The sequence below is a fragment of the Cryobacterium sp. Hz9 genome, assembly GCF_004402825.1.
GTDB lineage: Bacteria > Actinomycetota > Actinomycetes > Actinomycetales > Microbacteriaceae > Cryobacterium > Cryobacterium gelidum.
The window spans coordinates 120,222-139,626 of record NZ_SOFC01000014.1 but is presented as its reverse complement, the minus strand read 5'-3'; the positions used below and the strand labels follow the sequence as shown (position 1 = coordinate 139,626).

Genomic DNA, 19,405 nt, shown 5'->3' with positions numbered 1-19,405 from the left:
ATATGGAACAGAAATGACCCCGCACCATCGCGCGTCCACCGGCCGCGGAGTCGTCGTCACCGGCGGCAGTAGCGGAATCGGGCGAGCGATCGCCGAAGCATTTGTCGCCAACGGCGACCGCGTGGTCGTACTCGATCGCGCGGGCACCGACATTGGCGCGATCATTGTTGACGTGTCGCAGGAAGACAGCGTGCGCGCGGCCTTCGCGACCGCTCGCCAACGGCTTGGCACCATTGACGTTCTGGTGAACAGTGCTGGCCTGCTCACCGAGTCGCCACTGCAAGACATGACACTCGCCATGTGGAACGAGACTCTCTCGGTCGACCTCACCGGGGTGTTCCTGTGCTGCCGGGAGGTGGTGGGGGAGATGCGCCAACAGAAATGGGGCCGCATCATCAATATCGCCTCCCAGCTCGCCATCAAGGGTGGCACCGGCCTGAGCCACTATTCGGCGGCCAAGGCCGGGGTCGTGGCTCTGACTAAGTCGCTGGCGCTTGAAATTGCCAGCGACAACGTGCTCGTCAACAGCATCGCTCCCGGCCCGATCGAGACTCCGCTCGTGCAGGGCATCTCCGAAGATTGGAAGAGTGCCAAGCGCGCCGAATTGCCGCTCGGGCGGTTCGGCGTTGCAGCCGAAGTCGCCCCGACGGCGCTGCTGCTTGCGAGTGAGCCGGGAGGAAACCTCTATGTGGGGCAGACCCTCGGGCCCAACTCCGGCGACGTGATGCAGTAACTCGGGCCGTCAGGTCAGTCAGGAACCAAAAATGTGCGGAGCATGCGGCACGACGGTCTACCCCGACCCGGTGATGGGCAACGAACACACCCTCAGAAATCGCATTCTGGTGGCGCAAACGGTGTCCTCCGTGTGTGCCGGCGTGCCCGGCGCACCCCGCATCGCGGCGCTCGCCGCGGGATGGTCGGTGACCAGCGCCACCGGCTCGATCTCGTTGTGCCACACAGTTGCTGACATCTGGCGCGCGCTCCCCGTCCGAAGTGCGTCGGTGCTGCAGCACGCGCTCGAGGTGAGGGCGCTCGCCGAAGGGCCCGTGGGCCTTTCGGCGCGCGTCGTTGCCCTCGGGCTCGACCTCACGAGGCAGCGCCTGCTCAGTGGCTCGCCTCGCTGATCGACGTTGCGACTAGCCCGAACAACGCACCAGCCGCCGCGAGGGCGACCCGACTATCGGTGACGAGTGCGAGCTGCCCCTCGAGGGGCCACGCAAACCCGCGCCGCCCTCCTGCTCTCCGGGCAGACGGCCAGAAAAATAGGGCGGGGGCGTTGTTTCCCAGGTGAGCCGGAGGCACGGAGTCGTAGGCTTCGCCACGTGGACAACACAAGACTGCGCTCGGCCGGGATCGATGGCCTGCGCGTTTTCGGGATTGTGGCCATCGTGGCTGGACACGTCTGGTCGGACCGTAGCAATGACATCGCCCGCATGGGCCTTTATACCTGGCACGTTCCCGTGTTCTTTTTTCTAAGTGGTTACTTCTGGGCGAATGAACGGTCGCTCGGCGCAGAATTCGCCAAGCGGGTACGCGCCCTGCTCGTGCCGTACGCCGCGTGGCTCTTATCCATTGGTGCCGTCTACGGTGCATACCTGTGGGCGAATGGGCAGACTCTACAATTCGTCAACGTGTTGCTCGGCGGTTCCTACATGGGCGCACCGTTTTTCGCCTTCTGGTTCGTCACCGCGCTCTTCGCCGCATGCCTGTCCCTTCGTGCGCTTCAACGCTTTCCAGACTGGATACCCTGGGCCGTGGCTGTCGCCGGGTTGGCTGTCGCCTACCTCGCCCCCGATCTGTTGACCGCTGTACCCTTTTCGCTGGGCGTTGCCGTCCCAGGAATGATTTTTATCCTCGCTGGCATTTCTTTCTGCCGTATCGCCCCGCGACTCAGGTCGCGGGTCGGGCTGTCCGTTGTACTCCTGGCCGGCTCGGCACCCCTCATCGTGACCGGCGTATCGCAGCCACTAGACATGAAGCAGAGTGACTTCGGCACACCCGTGGTCAGCGTCGTGATTGCCAGCGCCATTTCTGCGGGTCTCGTCCTCCTGGTGCAATGGGTGTTTGCATCCATCACGCCAGGTGTTGCCAGAGTCGTTACGAGCGCGGCCACTGTTGGGCTCGCGGTCGTGCTGACCCACAGCGCATTCATCTTGTTGCTGAGCAAACTTCCAGTTGACATACCAGCGGTCCTGGTATTCCCCGTCGTTCTGGTGGTGTCGTGGGCACTCGCATATTTCGTCAGTCGAACACCGCTCGGCACCGTCTTTACCGGTGCTGGCACGGCTCCAGCCCAGCCGCCGAACAAGCGGAATGTGACCGGGCGGGACTGATCGCACCTACGCCGCCGGACGCAACAGTTGCTCATTTGAAAAGAGACTGCGCACCTGGTGCGGTCGCCCGCCAGTGCGACAGTGATGCTTCCCGATACTCGCCATCTCGCTTTGCCAACCGACTAATTTTGGTTGGTTGAGCCTGCCGGGACTCCTCTGGCCTAGCAAAACTTACGCCTACGAACCTGAGTGGTCGCGCACGTCCGACGCCGCGCCGGTACGAGAGAATAGGTCTCATGAGTCGAACGTCGCTGGTCGATGATCTAGTGGAGAGCCTCTTCGACCGAATTCTTCGGGGGTGTTCGCGAAGCGGGCGATGCTTCCGCCGGAGGCGGTTTTGGCCGAGGAAGCTGGAGTCAGCCGCCTGACGGCGCGCGGGTCGATCAAGAGCCTCCAGGCTCAAAAGATCGTCTCCGTCAGGCGTGGGCTCGGCACCTTCGTCAATTCGCCCTCGGGCTAGTCGAGCCTCGACACGATCTTGCGCGCAGCGGCGCACAACCTGGGCGGTTCCGAGGTTCCGCTGCGGCTCCTCAAGGTTCGTCGCATGGTGGAGACCGGCTCCGCCGAGCTGGCTGCGTGCAACCACCACGCCAGCGACCTGGTGTCGCTCGATGCGACGATCGCAGAGATGGAAGCCGCCTACGAAAACGGCGACCTCGACCGTCTCACCCGCAACGACCTCGCATTCCATGACATTGTCCTCACAGCGAGTGGCAATCCCTTCGTGCCCGCCCTGATGGGTCAGCTTGGACAGCTGTTGTATACGCTGCGGCGGGAGACATCCGCTTTCACCGAGGTGCAAGAACACGCCATCGTGCACCACAAGCCCGTGCGCGCGGCGATTGCAAGCCGCAACCCCGATGAGGCACGCCGGGCGATGGAAGAGGTTCCGTGTCTCGGGACGAACCACACGGCTGTCCGGCAGCTCACGCAGGTCGTTGAAGACATCAGCGAGAATGCGGTGACGCCGTTGATCTCGCTTACCGAGAAGAATGATTTTGGTGGGTTCAGCCCTGTCGGCGGCGCTCTCGAACTTAGCCCCCTCGTACAGGCGCAACCTGACCTGGCCGGAGTGGACGCGACTTTGGCACGAGCGCCAGCCGATGTGGCGGCGATCGATACTTCCAATGTTTTGGAACAGGTGCGCGCCGCGACTATACAACTGTCATAGACAATTGATTCGACGGAGGAAAAAGTAGCTGGCGTGAATCGGGCGGTACAACTGCTGCCGGCCATGTTGGGGGCCGACGGGCAGCGCAGCTATCTCCTGCTTTTTCAAAACAATCCGGAGGTGAGGGCGACCGGCGGGCTGCCCGGCGCATTCGCGGAAATCTCGACGGAGAATGTCAAATTATTCGTCAGGGGTCGGCTTCTGGAATCGTGTTTGACGAACCGGTTCTTGCCCTGCCGGAAGAGACCCGCGGCATCTACTCCGACTTGGTGAGTACGTTCCTGGGGGATGTAACGCTCACTCCGCAGTTTCCGGTAACGGGTGCGCTGACGCGCGAGATGTGGAAACGAACCTACGGCACAGAGGTCGACGGCGTCATCTCGCTCGACCCGGTTGCCCTGGGCTATCTGTTGCGCGCCACCGGGACGATAACGCTGGCGACGGGTGAGGTGCTGACAAGCGACAACGCGGTGCATCTGCTGCTCACCGATGTCTACGCGAACTACGACGATCCGGCAGATCAAGATGCACTCTTTGCTTCTGCGACCGCCGCGGTGTTTGCCGCGCTGGCCGACCCCTCATCGCTCATCTCGACTTCAGTGCAGGCCGGCGACGAGCGACGCATTCTGATCTGGAGCGCGCATGAAAATGACCAGAAATTGCTGGAAGATGCGACCCTAACCGGCGATTTGCCAGTGAGTGACGTATCCGCTGAAAGGTTTGGGGTGTATTTCAACGACGCGACCGGGGCGAAGATGACTACGTTCCTCGATACGCGCGAGGGGGGGAGCCGATTCCTTACCACCCGGCGTCGGATACGGGCTATCCCGTGAGTCAGGTGGCGGTGGAGTTGGCCCCGGGGGAATCATCAACGACGCGGTTATATCTGTTGGGCGCTGACGCCGAGCACGGAGAGCTCGAAGCTGTGCATACTCCAGTGTTGAATCTGCGAGAGGTCCAGCAGATCGAAGTGGGGTGCGACTCGGTGCTGCGGTGATCATGCAATCGGCAATGCGGGCGTCCGCGGTGTAGCGATGCAGTTCAAGACGGTGCATCTGCTGGGCTGCGCCGATGACCGAAGTCATGGCCTCTGCCTAGGAGAAGAAGCACGGAGTCGTCGTCAAGAGGCTCTAAAACAGGCAAGGGGCGATGGATTTCACGACCGCCGAGGCCATCGCGGAGCTCACCCCCGCTGCGGTTGCCGACCTCGGCCTGCAGGTGGGCGGGGCGGTCTGGCTTTCGGTCAAGGCCACCGATGTGAGTGCCTACCGTCGCTAACGTCTGTAGTCTCGACTCAGTGCGGTTCCCTGGGGGCCACTGGCGGCACGGATCGTGGCAGGGGGATGCTGATGTCGACTCTACGGGTGACGGATTCGGTCCTCGATGATTTGTCGACGACGCTGTCGGGCACTGCGGCGCAGCTGAGCTTTTCCCAGTGGGCCTTTCGGTGGCCCGAGGGGGCTTTGCAGAGCGATACGGTCGCGGCGGCCCTGCGGGACACGACATCACAACAGGTCGAACGGGCTGATTTGGCCGCGCTCGCGCTGACCGCGCTCTGCGACTTTCCGGCGACCGTGGCCGAACAGTTTCGAGCGACCGATTCCTTCCTGAGCCGGGAGGTGACCTGATCGTGTGGACCATCGCGAATCCGGGTTCGGGTGAGACGCACGGCATCCTGGCCGAGGCCAGAATTCGCTCCGGCAAAGCGGATGCTCTCCGCACGTTGCTGACGACGCTGGCCCGCGCGCAAGCCCACGCCGAAACGACCGGGTGGACCGCCGTGTCGCGCGAGGCCTTCGTCGAGCGCCTGGTGGCCCTGACTCCCGAGATCGACCTGCTGATTCGAGGGTTGGACGCGCAGGCGAAAGCCCTCGAGACGTATGCCCTGCTCCTCGACGAGATTCAGGGTGATCAGCGCATCCTGGAGGCGCGGCGCAACGCGGCCGACACTGATCTCTACGACCTTCAGTATGGAAAAACCAACTTCACCTTGCCGAACGACACGTTCGTTTTCATGCCCTCCGTCGATCGGAATGCCCGTCGGGAGGAAGCCTTCGAAGTCGTCACGGCGCGGATTGCCGCTATTGATGTGCTGTGGGAGGAATTGTTGCAGCGTCGTCGCGCCGCCGATGCCGCATGTGTGCGCGACCTGGCGTCGGATCAGGTGCTCGGTGCGACTGCCTGGTTCGCCACGACCTGGGCAGCGGGGGCATCTGTCGACGATCTGATCGCTCGATTGAATACGCTGTCATCCACCGATCTCGCCGTATTGATCGCCACAGATCCCGAACTGGTCAAGCGATTGTTCACGGCAAACCCGGAGACCGTTCACGAGCGGTGGGAGCAGTTGGCGCAACCGGCGCAACTCGCCCTCATCGCGGGAAGTCCGGCCTTGCTCGGTTCGTTGAACGGGCTGCCGGCCCTCGCGCGCGTCGCCGCCAACCGGCTCAATGTCAGCACCCGGATCGCCGAGATCGACGCCGAATCCGCCAGGCTCAACGCCGAAATCGCCGGTTTGGACCGGACGAGAGCGCGATGGGAGCAGAGTTATGCCAGGGCTGACGAAATCGCCAGAGAGCACGAAGTGCTGGAGGCCGAGCTCACCTATCTGCAGCGAACGGTCGACGGCAAGAATCAGCTCTATCTCTATGACCGTGAGAACGCCCGCATCGTCGAGATGTTCGGAACGCCGTCGAGTGAGACGCGGCAGCGCATCACGTACGTGCCAGGCACGATGAGCAATATGGACATGTTCTATGACGGCTCACTGCAAGGATTACCGACCTTGTTCGTCGGATGGCATCCTGACTCGGTGGCGTTTGTCTACAAGGATGGCCTTTTTCCCGGAGACTCGGGCGGCACCCGGAGTGGGTTGGCGGCCGGGATAGTGGATGCGAATTCGGCAGAATTCGCCCAACGGTCCGGTCCGGTACTGGCTGACTTCGAGGCGGGCCTGGCGTTGGATCCGCTGCTCACCGATGCCACGTCGACGGCCATCGGCCATAGTTGGGGGCTCGCCAACATCACCGCGGCGGAAGTGTCCGGGGCCCAGTACCACTCGGTAGTCTCACTCTCGGGCGCGTGGATGCCCAAAGAGTGGACACCCAACCCGGAGACGAACTACACAGACTTCTCCTATGAAGATATCTTGCAGATCGCCCAGGGCTCCGGTGTCGTCGGAGGAGGCAACAATCCGCGGTTCAGCGACGCCTTCGACTATGGTGCGTTCTATCAGGGCCCTGAGCCCACCTACACGAAGGATTGGCAGGGAGCACCAATATTGGACTTCAAGGTGCTCATGGACAATCACAACCGCGTCGCCACCGATGATGTGAACAATGACGACGTGCTCGTCGACCTCGAGGAGCTGATCTACGGATGAATCCCCAGGGAAAACTGGCGGCTCTCGTCGGAATGATCGCTCTCGCAGTAGTGCTGGCCTCGTGCGCGTCGACGAATCAGGGAAGTGAGACCATGGATCTTCAAACGGCGAAGGGCATCGCGATGGCGATGGAGGATGAGGCTGCCGCTCTCGTTCCACCCGAGAACGTCGGCGACCAGACGCAGCTGAAGACTGCGCATCTGTTGGGGTGCGCGGATGACCAGTTGAAGTGGTCCGGTCGAACGACGGTCACTCTGCTGGGAGATGTCGATGCGGAGGCGATGATCGACGTCATTGCTGCTGCGTGGGAGCAGAAAGACGGAGTGGTCGTGGAGAGACGCAGCACCCGGCAGGGGGCACCGCGGGTGGATATGACGGGTACGCAGGGAGACTTCTACAGCGCATCGATCTGGGCTCCCGGCACCGAACTAAAAATCACCTCCTTCTCCCCGTGTTTCGAGCTGGCGGAGGGGCAGCATCCCTCGGATGCGTTTTAGTCCCAGCAGGATCGCGGCGTAGCACGGGGGTACGGTGGCAGAACGACCAAGGAGACCCATGACCCCGACCGAACTGCTCCTCGAAGAGTTTTCCCGCATCCACAGCGTCGTCGCCAGGGTTCTCAAGAACGCGACCCTCGCCACCCTCACCTTTCGAGCGGATGCCGACGCCAACACCATTGCCTGGCTCATCTGGCACCTGTCCCGCCTGCAGGACGACCATATCGCCGACCTGGCGGGCAGACCGCAGGTGTACACCAGCCAGGGGTGGGCGGAACGATTCGACCTGCCATTCGGGCCGGCGACCATCGGCTACGGGCATAAATCCGCCGACGTCGCGGCCGTGCGCGCCGACGCCGACCTGCTCCGCGGCTACTACGAGGCGGTGCACACCGGGACCGTCGCCTACCTGAATACCCTGGCCGACGCCGATCTCGACCGGGTCGTCGACGACTCCTGGACCCCGGCCGTCACGGTGGGCGTGCGCCTGGCGAGCGTACTCTCCGACGACCTGCAGCACGCCGGTCAGGCCGCCTTCGTGCGCGGTCTCGCCGATCGCGCGGGCGTCTGACCTATGCGTCACCCAACACGCTGTACTGCTGGTTTGGCGGAGAATGGGGATGCGACGCTGCGCACTACTAGTTTGGCGGAGAATGGGGGATTCGAACCCCCGAGGGCTTTCACCCAACACGCTTTCCAAGCGTGCGCCATAGGCCACTAGGCGAATTCTCCTGGTCGCCGTTCAATAAAACAACGACAGCCCAAATCTTACCTGTTTCCAGGGGATGCTGCCGCCACCCACGCGGACCGCGCTCGGTTGGTGCCACCCGGCGTCGTGCCCTAAACTGATGTTTGGCTCCTCGCGTGGCGCCACCTTGGCCAATTCCCCCAGGACGGAAACGTAGCAAGGGTAACCGGGCTCTGGCGGGTGCGCGAGGAGTCTTTTCTGTACCGGGACCGCGCCCGTGTGCCGAGGTGCGGGAGGAGTCTTTTCTGTGCCGGTTTCGATGCAAAAGCGCAGGTAAACAGCGGTATCCGCGGTTGCTGTTTGACAGTTGACCGCTGCGGGACCAGCCTAAGGCTATGGAATACACCCAACTTGGCCGTTCCGGCCTCACGGTTTCTCGGCTTTGCCTCGGCACCATGAACTTCGGCCCGGAAACAGACCCGACTGAATCGTTCGCCATCATGGACGCCGCCCAAGCTGCGGGAATCAACTACGTCGACACCGCCAACGTCTACGGTGGCAGACTCGGCCACGGCGCGACGGAGAAAATCGTCGGCGACTGGTTCGCCCAGGGCGGCGAGCGCCGCGAGAAGACCGTGCTCGCCACCAAGCTCTATGGCAACATGACCGACTGGCCGAACGACAGCCGGCTCTCGGCCCTGAACATCCGCCGGGCTCTTGACGCAAGCCTCACCCGGTTGCAGACCGACTACATCGACGTGTACCAGTTTCACCACATCGACCGCAACACACCATGGGACGAAATCTGGCAGGCCATGGAGACAGCCGTCACGCAGGGAAAGATTCTCTACTCCGGCAGCAGCAACTTCGCCGGCTGGCACATTGCCACGGCCCAGGCCGAGGCTCGTCGACGTAATTTCACCGGACTGGTCAGTGAGCAGTCCATCTATAACCTGATCACCCGTGATATCGAGCTTGAAGTGTTGCCGGCCGCACAGGCCAATGGTCTGGGTGTCATCGCCTGGTCCCCGCTGCAGGGCGGGCTGCTCGGCGGTGTTCTGCGCCAGCAGCGAGACGGAAAGCGTCGCCTCGCCGGCCATGCCGTGCAAGCACTCGCGACGCACCGAGACGCCATCGAAAAGTACGAAGACTTCGCCGCCGAACTCGGCCACGAACCCGGCGACGTGGCGCTCGCGTGGCTGCTGCACCAAGACGGCGTCACCGCACCGATCATCGGTCCGCGCACGCAGGGTCAGCTGGCAGCGGGCATCCGTGCGCTCGACGTGAAACTCGATGCGTCGGCACTGGCTCGCCTCGACGCGATCTTCCCCGGCAAGAAGACCGCTCCGGAACAGTACGCATGGTGATGCGCGGGCTCGACGTGTTGTTCATCGGCGGCACCGGCGTGATCAGCGCTGCCGCCGCCGCACGTGCGGTCGCGACCGGGCACCGCCTCACGGTGCTGAACCGGGCGACGACAACCCAGCGCCCGGTTCCGGTCGGTGTGGAGGTGCTCACCGCGGACGGACGCAACCCGGCCTCGATCCGGGCTGCTGTGGGCAGGCGAACCTTCGATGTGGTCGTAGACTTCGTTGCCTTCACGGCCGAGCATGTGGCGGCCGATATCGAGCTGTTCACGGGACGCACGGGCCAGTTCGTGTTCATCAGTTCGGCGTCGGCCTACCAGAAGCCGCCGGCTCGACTGCCGGTCCTGGAATCCACGCCGCTTCGCAACCCGTACTCGCAGTATTCGAGAGACAAGATTGCCTCTGAAGACCTGTTGGTCGCGGCCTACCGCGAGCGGGGATTCCCGGTCACGATCGTGCGCCCCTCGCATACCTACGACCAGACTGCGATTCCGCTCACCGGCGGGTGGAGTGACATCGTCAGCATGCGGGCCGGCCGCCCCGTGCTGGTGCACGGTGACGGTACCTCGCTCTGGACCCTCACGCACAGCACGGACTTCGCCAAAGCCTTTGTTGGGCTGTTCGGCCTGCCGCAGGCCATCGGAGACACTTTCACCATCACCTCCGACGAATTTCTGCCGTGGAACATGATCTACGAGCTCTACGCCGCGGCAGCGGGCGCGCCACTGCCCGAGCTGGTGCACGTGGCATCGGAGACTATCGCGGCCGCGGTGCCGCATCTCGGCCCGGCACTGCTCGGCGACAAGGCGCATTCCGTCATCTTCGACAACAGCAAGGTGAAGGCCCTCGTGCCCGATTTTGTCTGCACCACCCCGCTCGCGCTCGGCGCGCGCGACACCATCCGCTGGTTCGATGCACACCCCGACGCGCAAGTCAGAGATGAGCACCTCGAGCTCAGCTTCGACGCACTCATTGACGCGGCAAGGACGCGGGTATAGGTACCAGGATGAGCGTTTCGGCTCAAGGGGTGACGGCGACCGCGGCATAGATCTACGCAATTGCAGCCAGCGGACCCGCGACCGACGGGACTTTTGGCACTGGTGACATTATCTGAGCTGAATAGGATGGAAGAAGTGCGGCTGCGTGGCCGCGAGACGATGCGGAGGACCGATGATCCACGATTCCGGCACCATTACCTGGCCTACGCGTGCACCCGCACCGCTCAGCCCCGCGGCCCTCGCCAGCATCGACGCCTGGTGGCGTGCCGCGAATTATCTGGCCGTCGGCCAGATCTACCTGCTCGGCAACGCACTGTTGACGGAGCCGCTCACCCTCGACCACGTCAAACCGCGCCCGCTCGGTCACTGGGGTACCACGCCCGGCCTCAACTTTCTCTATGCGCACCTGAACCGCGCGATCCAGGAGCGCAACCAGAGCACCATCTACATCACCGGCCCCGGCCACGGCGGTCCGGGCATGGTCGCCAACGCCTACCTCGACGGAACCTACACCGAGGTCTACGCCGACATCGAGCAGAATGCGCACGGCGTGCAGAAGCTGTTTCGCCAGTTCTCCTTTCCCGGCGGCATCCCGAGTCACGCCTCGCCCGAGCTGCCCGGCTCCATCCATGAGGGCGGCGAGCTCGGCTACGCCCTCAGCCACGCCTACGGTGCCGCGTTCGACAACCCCAACCTGCTCGTGGCCGCTGTGGTCGGCGACGGCGAAGCCGAAACCGGCCCGCTCGCCACCAGCTGGCACTCGAACAAGTTCATCGACCCGATTCACGACGGCGTCGTGCTGCCCATTTTGCACCTCAACGGGTACAAGATCGCCAACCCCACCGTGCTCGCGCGCATCCCCGAAGACGAGCTGCTCGACCTCATGCGCGGCTACGGTCACACCCCGTATATCGTCTCCGGCGGCTTCGACGGCGAAGATCCGCTGCTCGTGCACGCACGCATGGCCGAAACGCTCGACCTGGTGCTCAACCAGGTCGCCGCGATCAAGGCTGCAGCCGCCGAAGCCGCAGCCCAAAAAGAAGATTTCGCCCGCCCGCGTTGGCCCATGATCATCCTGCGCACTCCCAAGGGCTGGACCTGCCCCGCCGTCATCGACGGGGTGCAGGTCGAGAACACCTGGCGCGCCCACCAAGTTCCGCTCGCCAACGCCCGCGATACCCCGGAGCACACGGCCCTGCTCGAACAGTGGATGCTCTCCTACCGCCCCGCCGAGCTGTTCGACGAACAGGGTGCCCCGGTCAAAGAAATATCCAGCCTCGCCCCGGTCGGCCCCCTGCGCATGAGCGCCAACCCGATCGCCAACGGCGGACTCCTTCGCCGCGACCTGCACCTGCCCGACTTTCGTGATTTCGCCGTCGATGTGCCCACCCCGGGGGCAACGCAAGCCGAGGCGACGCGCGTGCTCGGCGTGTACCTGGCCGAGGTCATCCGCTTGAATCCTGACAACTTTCGCATCTTCGGGCCGGATGAAACCGCCTCCAACCGGCTGGCCCCGCCGGTCTACGAGGTGACCAGCAAACAGTGGGACGCCGAGATCCGGCCCGGTGACACGAACCTGGCGCGCGCCGGCCGCGTCATAGAAGTGCTGAGCGAGCACCAGTGCCAGGGTTGGCTCGAGGGCTACCTGCTCACCGGGCGACACGGGCTGTTCAACTGCTACGAAGCGTTCATTCACATCGTCGATTCCATGTTCAACCAGCACGCCAAGTGGCTCAAGGTGACCGCCGACATCCCGTGGCGGGCGCCGATTGCGAGCCTGAACTACCTGCTGAGTTCGCACGTCTGGCGCCAGGACCACAATGGGTTCAGCCATCAGGACCCCGGTTTCATCGACCACGTGGTCAATAAAAGTGCCGACGTCGTGCGGGTCTACCTGCCTTTTGACGCGAATACGCTGCTGAGCACCTACGACCACTGCCTGCGCAGTGTCGACTATGTCAACGTGGTCGTGGCCGGCAAGCAGCCCGCGCCGAACCTGCTCACCATGGCCGAGGCCGTCGCGCACTGTACCCGTGGGCTCGGCATCTTCGACTGGGCCGGCACCGAAATTGCGGGTCACTCTCCCGACGTCGTGCTGGCCGCCGCCGGTGAGGTGCCGACACTCGAGGTGCTCGCCGCCGCCAAAATTCTGCGGGAGAACCTGCCAGATCTCCAGGTGCGCGTCGTCAACGTCGTCGACCTGATGCGCCTGCAGTCCGAGGACGACCACCCGCACGGCCTGAGCGACAGTGCCTTCGACGCCGTCTTCACGCCCGACAAGCCCATCATCTTCGCCTATCACGGCTACCCGTGGCTGATTCATCGGCTCACCTACAAGCGCCACGGCCACCAGAACCTGCATTGCCGCGGCTACAAGGAGATCGGTACCACCACGACCCCGTTCGACATGGTCATGCTCAACGACCTCGACCGGTATCACCTCGTCATGGACGTCATCGATCGCACCCCCGGGCTCGCCGCCCGCGCCGGCCTGCTCCGGCAGCGGATGCAGGACGCCCGCCTGGCCGCGCGCCAATACACCCGAGACCACGGCGAGGACCTGCCAGCGGTCACCGACTGGTCCTGGTCGCAAGCGGATGCCGCGCCGCGCGTCGACCAGACCGGCAGCGACAACGTCTAGGAAAAACTCACACCCTACATACGCTTGAATGGACAACGTGGCTCGAAGCATCTATATCACCAGCGCAGAAGGCAATACCGGAAAATCGTCGATCGCGCTCGGGGTGCTCGACACGCTCACCCACCTGGTGGAGCGGATCGGCGTCTTCCGTCCGGTCGCCCGGACCGCGACCGAACCGGACTACGTCGTCGAGTTGCTGCTGCGACACCTGCAGGCCAACGCCGGCCCCGGCGCTGCGGCCAGCCAAACCTACGAGCAGAGCATCGGGGTCAGTTACGACGACGTCAACACCGATCCCGATGCCGCCCTGGCCCGCATCGTTGCGCGGTACAAAGCGGTCGAAGCCAACTGCGACACTGTCGTCGTCATCGGCAGCGACTACACCGACGTGGGCAGCCCCACCGAACTCGCCTTCAACGCCCGCATCGCCGCGAACCTCGGTGCTCCCGTGCTGCTCGTGCTCGGTGGCCGTGTCGGCCCCGGCGAGGGTGAACGCCTCGGCCAGAGTGACGCCCGCTCCGCCGTGGACATCGGCCAGCAGACCGACGTGGCGCTGGCGGAATTGCGCGATGAACACGCATCCATTTTGGCGATCATCGTCAACCGCGCCGACGAAACGGCCCTGGCCGAGATCATCGAGTCGGTGCGCGCCACGACCAACGCCCAGCCGGCGCGCTCGGGCGGAGCCTTCGGGGTGCCGATCTGGGCCATTCCCGAAGACCCTTACCTCGTCGCTCCGAGCATGCAGAGCATCATGGAAGCGACCGCTGGAACCCTGATCAAGGGCGACCCGGCGCTGCTGGCCCGCGAGGCGCTCGGTGTCGTCGTGGCCGCCATGTCCATGGTCAACGTGCTGCCGCGCCTGATCGAGGGCGCCGTCGTCGTCGTGCCGGGTGACCGCGAGGACGTGCTGTTGGCCGTGCTGCTCGCCAACGCCTCCGCAACATTCCCGTCGATCGCCGGCATCGTGCTCAACGGCGGTTTTGAGCTGCCCGACTCGATCCAGCGCCTGATGGAGGGTCTTGCGCCCTCGCTGCCGATCATCATGACACCGCTCGGCTCCTACGACACGGCCCTGCGCATCACCCGCACCCGCGGGCGCCTCGCCGCCGATTCGCAGCGCAAGCACGACACCGCGCTGGCCCTGTTCGAGACGCACGTCGACGCGGCGGCGCTGCTCGACCGGCTCGATGTGAGTCGGGCCGAGGTCGTCACTCCGCTCATGTTCGAGTACGCGCTGCTCGAACGGGCGCGGCAGAACCGCCAGCACATCGTGCTGCCGGAGGGGGAGGACGACCGCGTACTGCGGGCCGCCGCTACCCTCCTCGCCCGCGACGTGGTGGAGCTGACCATTCTCGGTGAGGAATTCGAGGTGCGCTCGCGCGCCATTGGCCTCGGCCTCGACATCTCCAAGGCCCGCGTCCTGAGCCCGTTCGATGACCTGTTGCGCCTGAAGTTCGCGCGGGAGTACAAACAGCTGCGTGCCCACAAGGGCATCACCCTCGAGCAAGCCAACGAAACCGTCACCGACGTGAGCTACTTCGGCACCATGATGGTGCAGCTTGGTTTGGCCGACGGCATGGTCTCCGGCGCCACCCACACCACCGCGCACACCATTCGGCCCAGCTTCGAGATCATCAAGACCCAGGTCGGCGTCGGCGTCGTGTCGAGCGTGTTCCTCATGGCGCTCGCCGATCGCGTGCTCGTCTACGGCGACTGCGCCGTCATCCCAGTGCCCACGGCCGAGCAGCTCGCCGACATCGCCATCTCGGCGGCGGCGACGGCGGTGCAGTTCGGCATCGAGCCGCGCATCGCCATGCTGTCCTACTCCACCGGAACTTCCGGCGAGGGCGTCGACGTCGAGAAGGTGCGCGCCGCGACCGCCCTCGTGCGGGAGCGACGTCCCGACCTGCTGGTCGAAGGTCCCATTCAGTACGATGCAGCAGCGGATGCCGCGGTCGCCGCCACCAAGATGCCCGGTTCCAGCGTGGCTGGCCGCGCCACCGTGTTCATCTTTCCCGACCTGAACACCGGCAACAACACGTATAAGGCCGTTCAGCGCAGCGCTGGCGCGGTCGCGATCGGCCCCGTGTTGCAGGGCCTGCGCAAGGCGATCAACGATCTGTCGCGCGGTGCCCTCGTGCAGGACATCGTCAACACCGTGGCGATCACGGCCATCCAGGCGGCCGGGCTTGCCTCCGCTGCGGACAGCGGCGCGCAGAGCATTCCTGTCGTGGACGCCACACCCGCCGGGGCAACTCGGTGACTGCGGTTCTCGTCGTCAACTCCGGCTCGAGCTCGTTCAAATACCAGCTGATCGAAATGAACACCGAGACCACGTTGGCGAGCGGTCTGGTCGAGCGCATCGGCGAGCTCATGGGCGCGGCCTCACACTCTGTCGCCGCGGCGGCGGCGACTACCGCGGAGGCGGACGCCGCGTCGAAAACGCCGGTTTCGACATCCGCTGATCAGAAATGGCAGCGTGAGCTGCCTATTGCCGACCACACGGCCGGATTCGCGGTCATGCTCGCGGCCTTCGCGAGCCACGGGCCGTCGCTCACCAAACACGCGCCGATTGCCGTCGGGCACCGCGTCGTGCACGGCGGAGCGCGATTTCACCAACCGACCCTGGTGACGCCGCAGGTCGAGCGCGACATCGATGAGTTGTCCGGGCTCGCACCGCTGCACAACCCGGGCGCGCTGCAGGGCATCGTCGCGGCCGGTGAAGCCTTCTCCGACGTGCCGCACGTGGCCATCTTCGACACTGCGTTTCACCAGACGTTGCCGCCGGAGGCGTTCACCTACGCGATCAATGCCGACCTCGCGGAGCGGTTTCGCATTCGTCGCTATGGCTTTCACGGCACGAGCCACGGATTCGTGGCCCGCGAGGCCGCCAACTTTCTTGCGCGCCCGGTGACGGAGCTCAACCAGATCGTGCTGCACCTCGGCAACGGAGGCTCGGTCTGCGCGGTCGCCGGCGGCCGTTCGGTCGAGACCAGCATGGGCATGACGCCGCTGGAGGGGCTCGTCATGGGCACCCGCTCCGGTGACATCGACCCCGGCGTGCTTTTTCACCTGCACCGCAGGGCCGGACTCGACTTCGATGACCTCGACACCCTGCTCAACCGCGGTAGTGGGCTGCTCGGCCTCACCGGACGCGGCGACCTGCGCGACGTCATGGAGGCCGCCACTGCCAGCGACGGGCCCTCGCAGCTGGCCATCGACGTGTATGTGCATCGAATCAAGGGCTATATCGGGGCGTACTATGCGCAGCTCGGCCGAGTCGACGTGATCGCGTTCACGGCCGGTGTCGGCGAGAACGCACCGCTCGTGCGCGAACGGTCCCTCGCCGGCCTGGAGGCACTGGGCATCTGCATCGATCCCGGGCGCAACGCTGCCGCCGAACGGGGCGCGCGCGTGATCAGCGCCGACGACTCGGCCGTTACCGTGCTCGTGATTCCCACCAACGAGGAACTGGAGATTGCCCGCCAGACCCTGGCGACCGTGCGCTAGCTCGTTCGAACGGCCGGTCGTGGATCGAGCTGATTTACGCGCAGGCACAGAACAGTAAAGCGGCGCGAGCGCGGGCGAGTGTCGGTGCGGGCAAGTACCATGGACTACGTGGTTACCGCCCTGTATCGCCGCTACCGGCCAGAGACCTTTGCCGAGATGATCGGCCAGTCCCAAGTGACCGATCCGCTGATGACGGCGCTTCGCACGAACCGGGTGAATCACGCTTACCTGTTCAGCGGCCCGCGCGGCTGCGGCAAGACCACGTCGGCGCGCATCCTGGCCCGCTGCCTGAACTGCGCCGAGGGCCCCACCGACACCCCGTGCGGTGTCTGCCCGAGCTGTGTCGAACTCGCCCGCGACGGCGGGGGTTCCCTCGACGTCGTCGAGATCGATGCGGCCAGCCACAACGGTGTCGACGATGCCCGCGACATTCGTGAGCGCGCCATTTTCGCGCCGGCCCGCGACCGCTACAAAATCTTCATCCTCGACGAGGCGCACATGGTCACGCCGCAGGGCTTCAACGCGCTGCTCAAGATCGTCGAAGAACCGCCGGAACACGTGAAGTTCATCTTCGCGACCACCGAACCCGAAAAGGTGATCGGCACCATCCGCTCGCGCACCCATCACTATCCGTTCCGGCTGGTGCCGCCGGGGCCGATGCTCGAATACGTGCAGCAGATGTGCGACACCGAAAAGATGGTCGTTGCCCCCGGTGTGCTGCCGCTCGTGGTGCGCGCCGGCGGTGGCTCACCGCGCGACACCCTCTCGTTGCTCGACCAGCTCATGGCCGGGTCCGACGGGCAGTCCATTGAGTACGAGCGCGCCGTGGCGCTGCTGGGTTACACGAGCGCGTCCCTGCTCGACGAGGCCGTTGAGGCCATCGGTTCCCGCGATCCCGCCGCCGCGTTCGACGCGGTTGACCGGGTCATCCAGACCGGGCAAGATCCGCGCCGGTTCGTCGAAGACCTGCTGGAGCGCATGCGTGACCTGATCATCGTTTCGGCCACGAGCGTCGCCGGGGCCGCGGCCGTGCTGCGCGGAGTACCGCAAGACGAACTGGAGCGCATGAACGGTCAGGCCGCCGCTTTCGGGCCGGCTGAACTCTCCCGTACCGCCGACATTCTGAACGCCGCGCTCACCGAGATGAGCGGGGCCACCTCGCCGCGCCTGCACCTCGAACTCATGATCGCGCGCGCCCTGATCCCCGCGACCGACGACACGACGCGCGGTGCACTCGCCCGGGTCGAGCGCCTCGAGCGTCGCATCGGTGTCGACGGCGTTGCAGCGGCGCCCGTCGCCGCCACTGCTCCTGCCGCGCGGTCGGTTGCGCCCACCGGGCCGTCCGGGGGCTTCGCCGCTGCCGCGGCGGGCGCACCCTCTGCGCTGGTCGTGACCGCCACTGCGGGAACGCCGGCTGCGCGCCCAGCATCGCCATCCGGCTCGGGCTCCACCACTGCGACGCTGTCCCCTGCGCGGAGCGCCTCCGCTGCGTCGTCTACAGCGCAGGCCTCGTCCGCAGCGGATGCCTCGTCCACAGCGGGTGCTTCATCCGCACCGCATGCCTCATCTGCAGCGGATGCCTCGTCCGCAGCGGGAGCGACCGCCGCGACGTTGCCCTCGCCGCTGGTCGAGACCGCCACTGCGGGAACCTCGGCTGCGCGCCCCGCCGTGATTCCCGGGGCCCCGGTCTCGCTGCAGCAGCTGAAAGACGCCTGGCCGGAGATTCTCGAAGCCGTGCGCACCGAGAAGACCACGGCGTGGCTCGTTGTTTATACCGCGCACGTACTCGGGTTGAACGGTGACGTGCTGGCCCTCTCCTTCCCGAGCCAAGCCGACGTCGACAGCTTCAAGCAGCAGAAGGTTCCCGGAATGGGAACGAGCGATTTCTTGCGCACGGCGATCGTCGCTGTGCTCGGCCTAAGGGTGAAGTTCATCGCCCGCGTCGATGCCGGCCGTGAGGCCTCCTCGCCCGGCGCCTCATCCTCGTCCGACTCGCCGACCGTCNTCGCCGACCGTCGCCGCGGAGCCTGCGCCAGCGGCCCCGGCAGCAAAATCGCCAGCAGCAGCAGCAGCAGCAGCAGCAGCAGCAGCAGCAGCAGCAGCAGCAGCAGCAGCAGCATCAGCTGAGCCGGCGCCCTTCGTGGCTGAGCCCGTTTCGACCTCATCGCCCGCGGGCGCCCCCGACCCAGCGGAATCAACGGCCGGCGCGTCTCCCGTGGCGGTCTCAACCAGTGGATGGGCCACCGTGGCTATTCCCGGCTCGCCCGACGGTCCGGCGGTACCCGCTGTGGCCGACGACACAACGGATGTGCCACCCGCCGCTATTCTCGCGGCTCCACTCCCGAACGCTGCCGTCGTGCCGTCAGTCGTGCCGTCAGCCGGGCCGTCAGCCGTGCCGCCCGCAGTGCCGTCCGTCGCGCCGTCCGCCGTGCCGCAGGACGACGACGAGCCGCCGTTCGACGATGTGCCGCCACCCTTCGAAGACGATCTACCGCCCGAGCTAGACGCACCCGCCGAGGAACGCGTGCCGCACTACGCAGCGCGCGCCGAGGCATCCGCCGTGCTGCCGACCCCGTCGCAGGGTCGGCAGCCCGGCGCCAGCCGCCAGAACACCGGCGAGCAGAGTGCGCCGACCCAGCGCCAGCATCCGAACGCCTCCGGTCAGCGCGCAACCACGAAAGAGCCGTCTCGCGCTCCGTCCTTCGCCGAAAAGCAGCGCTACGGCGAGGCCGTCGTGCGCGAGATTCTCGGTGCCACTTTCATCGAAGAACAGCCGTACACCGCGGCGCCCCGAACCAGAAACGACTACTAAACC

The 19,405-nt window shown here is 65.2% G+C and carries 16 protein-coding genes, 1 tRNA gene, 1 other RNA gene and 2 pseudogenes; 19 read left to right on the top strand and 1 reads right to left on the bottom strand.

Annotation, left to right across the window (positions count from 1 at the left end; translation table 11 throughout):
- Positions 1–13: 13 nt before the first annotated feature.
- The 11 genes and pseudogenes from E3N85_RS07480 to E3N85_RS07425 all read left to right on the top strand — a co-directional run bounded on the left by E3N85_RS07480 (position 14) and on the right by E3N85_RS07425 (position 7,954).
- Positions 14–733: an SDR family NAD(P)-dependent oxidoreductase gene (locus E3N85_RS07480; protein ID WP_134461537.1), complete on the top strand. Its 720-nt coding sequence runs from the start codon at positions 14–16 to the stop codon at positions 731–733.
- 31 nt (positions 734–764) lie between these two features.
- Positions 765–1,124, top strand: a complete 360-nt coding sequence (locus E3N85_RS07475) for a hypothetical protein (protein WP_134461534.1) — start codon at positions 765–767, stop codon at positions 1,122–1,124.
- A 198-nt stretch (positions 1,125–1,322) separates the two neighbouring features.
- Entirely contained in the window at positions 1,323–2,333 is a 1,011-nt protein-coding gene (locus E3N85_RS07470; RefSeq protein ID WP_166783894.1) for an acyltransferase family protein, read from the top strand.
- Positions 2,334–2,631: 298 nt separating this feature from the next.
- Complete coding sequence (locus tag E3N85_RS17140) at positions 2,632–2,793, top strand: GntR family transcriptional regulator (protein ID WP_370289142.1); 162 nt, start codon at positions 2,632–2,634, stop codon at positions 2,791–2,793.
- 18 nt (positions 2,794–2,811) lie between these two features.
- A complete protein-coding gene (locus tag E3N85_RS07460; RefSeq protein ID WP_255453869.1) occupies positions 2,812–3,504 on the top strand; it encodes a FadR/GntR family transcriptional regulator in 693 nt (230 codons plus the stop codon).
- A 63-nt stretch (positions 3,505–3,567) separates the two neighbouring features.
- Positions 3,568–4,337 (top strand): annotated as a pseudogene (locus E3N85_RS07450) (DUF4012 domain-containing protein).
- Positions 4,338–4,653: 316 nt separating this feature from the next.
- Positions 4,654–4,782: a TOBE domain-containing protein gene (locus E3N85_RS07445; protein WP_134461516.1), complete on the top strand. Its 129-nt coding sequence runs from the start codon at positions 4,654–4,656 to the stop codon at positions 4,780–4,782.
- A gap of 86 nt (positions 4,783–4,868) precedes the next feature.
- Positions 4,869–5,132 carry a hypothetical protein gene (locus E3N85_RS07440; protein ID WP_134461513.1) on the top strand — a complete coding sequence of 88 codons (264 nt, stop codon included), beginning with the start codon at positions 4,869–4,871 and terminating at the stop codon, positions 5,130–5,132.
- A 2-nt stretch (positions 5,133–5,134) separates the two neighbouring features.
- The gene (locus tag E3N85_RS07435; RefSeq protein WP_134461511.1) at positions 5,135–6,886 is read left to right on the top strand and encodes a hypothetical protein; all 1,752 of its coding nucleotides are present in this window, start codon (positions 5,135–5,137) and stop codon (positions 6,884–6,886) included.
- A 32-nt stretch (positions 6,887–6,918) separates the two neighbouring features.
- Positions 6,919–7,383 (top strand): hypothetical protein, encoded by a 465-nt coding sequence (locus E3N85_RS07430; protein ID WP_134461508.1) that lies wholly within the window; start codon positions 6,919–6,921, stop codon positions 7,381–7,383.
- A 58-nt stretch (positions 7,384–7,441) separates the two neighbouring features.
- Positions 7,442–7,954, top strand: coding sequence for a DinB family protein (locus E3N85_RS07425; protein ID WP_134461505.1), 513 nt, complete (start codon positions 7,442–7,444; stop codon positions 7,952–7,954).
- A 73-nt stretch (positions 7,955–8,027) separates the two neighbouring features.
- Here E3N85_RS07425 and E3N85_RS07420 read toward each other — a convergent pair.
- Positions 8,028–8,115, bottom strand: a tRNA-Ser gene (locus E3N85_RS07420).
- 119 nt (positions 8,116–8,234) lie between these two features.
- Here E3N85_RS07420 and ffs point away from each other — a divergent pair.
- The 8 genes and pseudogenes from ffs (at position 8,235) to E3N85_RS17135 (ending at position 19,402) form a co-directional block, all read left to right on the top strand.
- Positions 8,235–8,331: signal recognition particle sRNA small type (ffs, locus tag E3N85_RS07415), an RNA gene on the top strand.
- Positions 8,332–8,466: 135 nt separating this feature from the next.
- Positions 8,467–9,438 (top strand): aldo/keto reductase, encoded by a 972-nt coding sequence (locus tag E3N85_RS07410; protein ID WP_134461502.1) that lies wholly within the window; start codon positions 8,467–8,469, stop codon positions 9,436–9,438.
- Positions 9,438–10,436 carry an NAD-dependent epimerase/dehydratase family protein gene (locus E3N85_RS07405; RefSeq protein ID WP_134462180.1) on the top strand — a complete coding sequence of 333 codons (999 nt, stop codon included), beginning with the start codon at positions 9,438–9,440 and terminating at the stop codon, positions 10,434–10,436. Before E3N85_RS07410 ends, E3N85_RS07405 begins: the two co-directional genes overlap by 1 nt.
- Before the next feature lie 172 nt (positions 10,437–10,608).
- Entirely contained in the window at positions 10,609–13,077 is a 2,469-nt protein-coding gene (locus E3N85_RS07400) for a phosphoketolase (RefSeq protein ID WP_134461499.1), read from the top strand.
- Positions 13,078–13,114: 37 nt separating this feature from the next.
- Positions 13,115–15,343, top strand: coding sequence for a phosphate acetyltransferase (gene pta, locus E3N85_RS07395; RefSeq protein ID WP_134461497.1), 2,229 nt, complete (start codon positions 13,115–13,117; stop codon positions 15,341–15,343).
- Positions 15,340–16,590 (top strand): acetate/propionate family kinase, encoded by a 1,251-nt coding sequence (locus E3N85_RS07390; RefSeq protein ID WP_134461494.1) that lies wholly within the window; start codon positions 15,340–15,342, stop codon positions 16,588–16,590. The genes pta and E3N85_RS07390 overlap by 4 nt, the downstream gene beginning before the upstream one ends.
- 99 nt (positions 16,591–16,689) lie before the next feature.
- Positions 16,690–18,564: pseudogene (locus tag E3N85_RS07385) on the top strand (DNA polymerase III subunit gamma and tau); the annotation flags it as partial.
- 166 nt (positions 18,565–18,730) lie between these two features.
- Entirely contained in the window at positions 18,731–19,402 is a 672-nt protein-coding gene (locus tag E3N85_RS17135) for a hypothetical protein (protein ID WP_198412072.1), read from the top strand.
- Positions 19,403–19,405: the final 3 nt, after the last annotated feature.